1 pseudogene is annotated in these 230 nt (G+C 64.3%); it reads left to right on the forward strand.

The features are described 5' to 3' along the window. Positions 1-230: pseudogene (locus KVT34_RS31490) on the forward strand (hypothetical protein); the annotation flags it as partial.

Raw genomic sequence — 230 nt, forward strand, 5'->3', positions numbered from 1 at the left:
TAAGCTGTATCAGCGTTACGACGGCAGGTGCGGGCGCACTGATCCGGCAGGCGGGGGACTATATCGAGGCCGGCGAAGCGGATCTCGTGCTGCTCACCCTGTGCGTAACCCGGTCCCTCCGGTCTTCGCACTGGATTTCGGATCACGCGGGAGAGGGGGGAGACCCCAACGAACCAGGGGGGGTAATTCCCTTTGCCTTCGATCCGCGGGAGCGGGCAAAGGACCGAGAC

Origin of the sequence: Paenibacillus sp. GbtcB18 (assembly GCF_019091125.1) — a bacterium.
Lineage (GTDB): Bacteria > Bacillota > Bacilli > Paenibacillales > NBRC-103111 > Paenibacillus_F > Paenibacillus_F chitinolyticus.